Annotated in this window: 9 protein-coding genes and 2 pseudogenes; 9 read left to right on the plus strand and 2 right to left on the minus strand. The window is 62.3% G+C overall.

What is annotated here, in order from left to right; genetic code table 11:
• A partial coding sequence (locus tag L9Z73_RS23035; protein WP_247405914.1) for a DUF3482 domain-containing protein occupies positions 1 to 330 on the plus strand: 330 nt, incomplete at its 5' end.
• Positions 331 to 339: 9 nt separating this feature from the next.
• On the opposite strand, the gene L9Z73_RS23040 is transcribed toward L9Z73_RS23035, so the two are convergent.
• On the minus strand, positions 340 to 879 hold the full coding sequence (locus tag L9Z73_RS23040; protein WP_247405917.1) for a hypothetical protein: 540 nt from the start codon (positions 877 to 879) through the stop codon (positions 340 to 342).
• Between the two features lie 92 nt (positions 880 to 971).
• Entirely contained in the window at positions 972 to 1,529 is a 558-nt protein-coding gene (locus L9Z73_RS23045; protein ID WP_247405920.1) for a phosphonate degradation HD-domain oxygenase, read from the minus strand.
• A gap of 75 nt (positions 1,530 to 1,604) precedes the next feature.
• Here L9Z73_RS23045 and L9Z73_RS23050 point away from each other — a divergent pair.
• The 8 genes and pseudogenes from L9Z73_RS23050 to L9Z73_RS23085 all read left to right on the plus strand — a co-directional run.
• Positions 1,605 to 2,036: pseudogene (locus L9Z73_RS23050) on the plus strand (chemotaxis protein CheB); the annotation flags it as partial.
• Positions 2,036 to 2,776, plus strand: coding sequence for a flagellar motor protein (locus L9Z73_RS23055; protein WP_247405923.1), 741 nt, complete (start codon positions 2,036 to 2,038; stop codon positions 2,774 to 2,776). The pseudogene L9Z73_RS23050 and the gene L9Z73_RS23055, both read left to right, overlap by 1 nt.
• Positions 2,777 to 2,791: 15 nt before the next feature.
• Positions 2,792 to 3,679 (plus strand): flagellar motor protein MotD, encoded by an 888-nt coding sequence (gene motD, locus L9Z73_RS23060; RefSeq protein WP_247405925.1) that lies wholly within the window; start codon positions 2,792 to 2,794, stop codon positions 3,677 to 3,679.
• A 50-nt stretch (positions 3,680 to 3,729) separates the two neighbouring features.
• Positions 3,730 to 4,518, plus strand: coding sequence for a ParA family protein (locus tag L9Z73_RS23065; RefSeq protein WP_247405928.1), 789 nt, complete (start codon positions 3,730 to 3,732; stop codon positions 4,516 to 4,518).
• Entirely contained in the window at positions 4,518 to 5,303 is a 786-nt protein-coding gene (locus tag L9Z73_RS23070) for a CheW domain-containing protein (RefSeq protein WP_247405931.1), read from the plus strand. Before L9Z73_RS23065 ends, L9Z73_RS23070 begins: the two co-directional genes overlap by 1 nt.
• Positions 5,304 to 5,388: 85 nt before the next feature.
• On the plus strand, positions 5,389 to 5,871 hold the full coding sequence (locus tag L9Z73_RS23075; protein ID WP_198717126.1) for a chemotaxis protein CheW: 483 nt from the start codon (positions 5,389 to 5,391) through the stop codon (positions 5,869 to 5,871).
• Entirely contained in the window at positions 5,872 to 6,264 is a 393-nt protein-coding gene (locus L9Z73_RS23080) for a DUF2802 domain-containing protein (RefSeq protein WP_198717125.1), read from the plus strand.
• 144 nt (positions 6,265 to 6,408) lie between these two features.
• Positions 6,409 to 6,533, plus strand: a pseudogene (locus L9Z73_RS23085) (lipid kinase YegS); the annotation flags it as partial.

Here is a 6,533-nt window from a genome sequence, read left to right on the forward strand (position 1 = left end):
CTGCAAACCGCGCGCAGCTATGGCAGCCGCCTGCTGGGCAAGATCAAGGGCCAGCGCGAGCTGACCGTCGACGACAGCGTGCTGCGTCTGCTGGCCCTGCGCCAACGCCAATTGCTCAAAGCCCTGAACCTGCGCGGTCATGCGGCGATACACAGCATCAAGGTCGACACGCCCCAGGACAAGACCTGGCGCGAAGGCAAGCTGCCCGATGCCCTGCACAAGGCCCGCGCCCATCCGCAATGGTCGTCCCTCAACCCCCACGCCAAATTGAGCCAGGCCGAGCGCCAGGAACAGGTCGAAGCCTTGGCCGCCCGGCTCGACGAAGCGTGACCGCGCTTATTAGTGTGCGTACCACTCAAAACCCAGAAAGGTCGTACAAAACGTGCGGATCAACTCTTTATCGGCCTTGTCCGCGATACCGTCGCGGTCGATGTCACTGTTGGTAAACGACTCCAGCACCCCGTCGCCATCGCCGTCATAGGCGGCCGCCTTGTAGATCAGCGAACCCTTGCACTGCGTCGCGGTGCGCTCATGGAAGTCCAGCTTGACCGCGTTGGGTGTGCCTGTTTTGCCGTAATGATCGACGTACATCGTCAGCGTGCGCTGCCAGTGGCTGCGCCGATTGAACCAGTTCAACTTCAAAAAGCTGTCGGCGAAGCTGTCCACCCGGTGTTTTTCCAGCATGCCGGGCCGGGTGGCCGGGCTCAGGTCGTCCGCCCATTGCAGGTCGACCTTGCCATCCGCGCTCATGTCCACCGCAAAGATCTCGTGGATCAGTTCATCGGGACAGCCAGCCCGCTGCTCATAGAAGTGCAGGATGACCGTGTCCGCATGACCATTGCCGCTCATGTCCTGGGCCGTCACTTTCAAGTAGCGCATCAGCGTTGCTCCTTAGATTGAAGAAGCAAGCACCTTAGTGATCCGAGCACCCAGGCTCTAGGCGGCGCATCTGCGTTTGGCGTAAGGCCCGTCTACGCGGCCAGTAGCCGTGCGGCCTTGGCCTTGAGTGCTTGCAGATCGAGCACCGGCACGTGTGGTTGCTTGGCCTGTTCGTCCCAGTGACGCAGACGCAGGCTGATCGCATAGAGCGGGTCTTGCTCGAAAGCCCGCGCTTCGTCAGGCGTCATCACCCCACCTTGATAGGCCAGCGTGCGGCGGCTGGCTTCGCTCAACCGGGCGTAGTAGTCCGGCTGGCTGAAGGTCAGGTAGCGCTTGGCCTGGACGTGATACTCCACCAGCCTGGCCAGGCGCTCGCTGAAACCGGCGCGGCGCAGGTAATCGGCGCCCAGCCGCTCATGGCTGACCACGCCATAGCCACCCATGTTCGCCCCGCCCTGGCCGCAGAGATGGCCGATATCGTGGAAAAACGCCGCCAGCACCACTTCATCGTCGAAGCCTTCGGCCATGGCCCACTGCGCGGCCTGGGACATGTGTTCGAGCTGCGATATCGCCTCGCCGATGTAATCCTCCGTGCCGTGCTGCTCGTACAGGCCGAAGACCTCGGCAATCACCTGTTCCGGGCTCTTCATGCCTCACCCCATAGCGCGCTGATATTGCGCTCGGCCAACGCCGGCCCCACGCTCATGCCCACGCCGGTGTGCATCAAGGCCTTTGCCGAGCGCCTGGACAAGCTGTGCCGCATCAGCGTCAAGGAAGCCGAGGATGGCGACATTCTGCGTCCAGGCCTGGCGTTGCTGGCCCCTGGGGGCAAGCAGATGATGGTCGATGGCCGTGGTGCGATCAAAATCCTGCCAGGCGATGAGCGCCTCAACTACAAGCCCTGCGTGGATATCACCTTCGGTTCGGCAGCCAAGTCCTACGGCGACAAAGTTCTGGCGGTGGTGCTCACCGGCATGGGCGCCGACGGTCGTGAAGGCGCGCGCCTGCTCAAACAGGGCGGCAGTGCAATCTGGGCCCAGGACGAAGCCAGTTGCGTGATCTATGGCATGCCGATGGCTATCGTCAAGGCTGACCTGGCCGACGCCGTCTACAGCCTGGACGATATCGGCAAGCATTTGGTGGAGGCCTGCCTCTGATGGATGTACTGAGCCTGATCGGCATCACCATGGCGTTTGTCGCGATCATCGGCGGCAACTACCTCGAAGGCGGGCACCTCGGTGCTCTGGCCAACGGCCCGGCGGCGCTGATCGTGATCGGTGGCACCGTGGGCGCGGCGTTGCTGCAGTCGCCCATGAGTTCGTTCAAACGCGCCATGCAAATCCTGATCTGGATCATTTTCCCGCCGCGTGTCGACCTGGCCGGTGGTATCGACCGCGTGGTCAACTGGAGCCTCACCGCACGCAAGGAAGGCCTGCTGGGCCTGGAAGGCGTGGCCGACGCCGAGCCCGACAGCTACGCGCGCAAAGGCCTGCAATTGCTGGTGGACGGCGCCGAGCCGGAGGCGATTCGCAGCATCCTGGAAGTGGATTTCTACACCCAGGAAAGCCGCGATATCAATGCCGCCAAAGTCTTTGAAAGCATGGGCGGCTACGCGCCGACCATCGGCATCATCGGTGCGGTGATGGGCCTGATCCACGTGATGGGCAACCTGGCCGATCCGTCGCAATTGGGCAGCGGCATTGCTGTGGCGTTTGTCGCCACCATCTACGGTGTGGCGAGTGCCAACCTGGTGTTGTTGCCGGTCGCCAGCAAGCTCAAGTCGATTGCCACGCGCCAGTCGCGTTACCGTGAAATGCTGCTCGAAGGCATCCTGTCGATTGCCGAGGGCGAGAACCCGCGCTCCATCGAATTGAAGCTCCAGGGCTTCATGGACTGATGGGAGGTATTGGTTGTGAGCCGTCGCCGTCGCGAGCCTGAAGAACACGTCAACCATGAACGCTGGCTGGTGTCCTACGCGGACTTCATCACCTTGCTGTTTGCGTTTTTCGTGGTGATGTACTCCATCTCGTCGATCAACGAAGGCAAGTACAAAGTCATTTCCCAAGCCCTGATCGGCGTGTTCAACGACGCCGACCGTTCGCTCAAGCCGATCCCTATCGGCGAAGAGCGGCCCAAGACCGTGACCCCGGCCAAGCCGCTGGTCAACGACAGCGATGAGACCTCAGCCGGCATGGGCGGCACCGGCGATCCGCTGAAAAGCATCGCCGACGATATCAGCGCCGCGTTTGGCGACCTGATCAGCTCCAACCAGATGACCGTGCGCGGCAATGAGTTGTGGGTGGAGATCGAGCTCAATTCGAGCCTGCTGTTTGCCAGCGCCGATGCCATGCCCAGCGACCAGGCGTTCACCATCATCGACAAGGTGGCGGCGATCCTCAAACCGTTTGAAAACCCGATCCACGTGGAAGGCTTTACCGACAATATCCCGATCAGTACCGCGCAGTACCCGACCAACTGGGAGCTGTCGTCGGCCCGGGCGGCGAGCATCGTGCGTATGCTCGCGATGCAGGGTGTGAACCCCAGTCGCCTGGCGTCGGTCGGCTACGGCGAGTTCCAGCCGGTGGCGAATAACGCCACGGTCGAAGGCCGCGCCCGCAACCGCCGGGTGGTGCTGGTGGTCTCGCGCAACCTGGATGTACGCCGCAGCCTGACCGGCACCGGCACGGCAAATGCGAGCCCGGACGCAGCATTGAAGCGGGCTGGCACACAAACTGCACCGGCCTCTGCAAAGCCGCCGGTACGGCAAAGCTCCGTCAATTCTCCGTCACCGGCTCAATAACTTATGCACTGTCTCGGTCGCGCCTGTGCCCACCGGGAGGAACCAACCGAATGAGAGTCTGGGCAGTTGCCAATCAAAAAGGTGGAGTCGGCAAGACCACCACCTCCATCGCCTTAGCCGGCTTGCTGGCTGATGCGGGCAAGCGCGTGGTCGTGGTCGACCTGGACCCCCACGGCTCGATGACCAGCTATTTCGGCTACGACCCGGACGCGCTGGAGCACAGCAGCTATGACTTGTTCCTGCACAAGGGCAACGTGCCGAGCGATCTGCCCGGGCAACTGCTGCTGCCCACCAGCAATGAAAGCATTTCCCTGCTGCCGTCGAGTACCGCCCTGGCCACCCTTGAGCGCCAGTCGCCGGGGCAGAGCGGCCTGGGCCTGGTGATCGCCAAGACCCTGGCGCAGCTGTGGCAGGAATTCGACTACGCCATCATCGACAGCCCTCCGTTGCTCGGTGTGCTGATGGTCAACGCCTTGGCGGCCAGCCAGCAATTGGTGATCCCGGTACAGACCGAGCACCTGGCGGTCAAAGGCCTGGAGCGTATGGTCAGCACCCTGGCGATGATCAATCGCTCACGCAAACAGGCGCTGCCGTTCAGCATCGTGCCGACGTTGTTCGACCGCCGCACCCAGGCGTCCCTCGGCACCTTGCGCGTACTGCGCGATGCCTACCCGGACACCATCTGGGAAGGCTACATTCCGGTGGACACGCGCCTGCGCGACGCCAGCCGTGCGGGCCTGACCCCTTCGCAGTTCGACGGTAAAAGTCGCGGCGTGCTGGCGTACCGCGCGCTGCTCAAGCACCTGCTGTCGCAACAACTTGTGGCGCAGGTGGCGTGATGAACCGTCCCGTCGAACTCAAGGTCAAGACCCGGCCGCAACTGGCACTGGAATCCTACCTGGATGCCTTGCTGCAGGAAGCGACCGCCGAAGACCTGCCGGAACCGATCCTGGCTCTTGAACCCGTCGTCGAAGCGCCAAGCACACTGGATGAATTCCAGTTGGCGGTGCTGGAAGAACAGGCGCGGGATGCGCAGGTTGTGGTACCGACGATTGCACCTGTTGTGGTTGCGCCTGTGGTGGTCGAACCGGTGGTTGAAATTCACATGCCGCCGAGTATCACACCGCCGCCGGTCACCGGTGACGGCCGTCCGGCGTGGGCCGCAGAGCCGTTCGAATGCCTGCTGTTTGACGTCGCCGGGTTGACCCTGGCAGTGCCGCTGGTGTGCCTGGGCTCGATCTACTCGCTGGAAGGTCAGGAGTTGACGCCGCTGTTTGGGCAACCGGAGTGGTTCCTCGGCATCCTGCCCAGCCAGGCCGGCAACCTCAAGGTGCTGGACACCGCGCGCTGGGTGATGCCCGATCGCTACCGCGATGACTTCCGCCAGGGCTTGCAATACGTGATCTCGGTGCAGGGCTACGAGTGGGGGCTGGCGGTGCATCAAGTCAGCCGCTCGTTGCGCCTGGACCCGAATGAAATCAAATGGCGCAGCCACCGGGGCCAGCGCCCCTGGTTGGCGGGCACCGTGATCGAACACATGTGCGCGTTGCTCGACGTCGCCGAACTGGCCGAGCTGATCGCCAGCGGCGCCGTCAAGTCGATGCCGGGCCAGCAACGCAGTTAATTGAACAAGATCGGCCGCACGGTTGTGCGGCCACAGCGAAGAAGCACACACGCCGTGTCCAACGGCATTTCAAGGGGTCAGGGGTATGAATAAGTCAGCGTCCGCACAAGGTTTGGATGATCCGATCCTGCAATGGGTTACCTTCAAACTGGACAACGAGTCCTACGGCATCAACGTCATGCGCGTGCAGGAAGTGCTGCGCTACACCGAAATCGCTCCGGTTCCGGGTGCGCCAAGCTACGTGCTGGGCATCATCAACCTGCGCGGCAACGTGGTGACCGTGATCGACACCCGCCAGCGTTTCGGTCTGATACCGACCGAAGTCAACGACAACACCCGTATCGTCATCATCGAGGCCGACAAGCAAGTGGTCGGGATCATGGTCGACAGCGTGGCCGAAGTGGTTTACCTGCGCCAATCGGAAGTGGAAACCGCGCCGAACGTGGGTAACGAAGAGTCGGCCAAGTTCATCCAGGGCGTCTGCAACAAGAACGGCGAACTGCTGATTCTGGTCGAGCTGGACAAGATGATGAGCGAAGAAGAATGGTCGGATCTGGAGAGCATCTGATTGTTCCTTGAAGCAGCGGTGATCGTCCTCGCCCTGTTATGGGCCGGGACATTGGCGTTTTTGCTGCGCTCAGTGCGCCAGCAACGCGAGTGGGTGGCGCAACAGGCCGAACGCGACGCCGTGCGTGATCGGCGCGTGGTCGAGTTGGCCAAGCGCGTTGATCACTTCCAGCAAAGTGCGGTGCGGGTCGGGGATGAGGTGCATGAATTGCGCGCGATCCTCGCACCCATGCCGGATAAGTTGGAGCAGTTGGAGCAGCGTGATCCAGCGAACCTGTCTTTTGCCCAGGCGGCGAAGCTGGTGGGCATGGGCGCGACCGTGGATGAACTGACGCAGTCGTGTGGGTTGACCCAGGCTGAGGCGCAGTTGATGAGCAAGTTGCACAAAAGCTGATTGCGGCCTGGCAGGTTTATACCTATCCCAACGGTAGGCGCTTGATGTTGCCCGCTGCCAATTAAATTCCAAACCCGATGGCTTTTTTCATCTCCTCAAAGGTCAACATCCTTCAAGTACCTTTGACCCCAGGAGAGTTCCCCCATGACCGCCCACAAAGCCCTGTTGATCCTCCACGGCAAGCAAGCCCTCAACGAGGAGGTGCGCGCCGCCGTGCTGGCTCGGCGTGAGCAGGGCTGGGAGCTGGCGGTGCGGGTGACGTGGGAGGG

Origin of the sequence: Pseudomonas emilianonis (assembly GCF_023072625.1) — a bacterium.
Taxonomy (GTDB): Bacteria; Pseudomonadota; Gammaproteobacteria; order Pseudomonadales; family Pseudomonadaceae; genus Aquipseudomonas; species Aquipseudomonas paraveronii.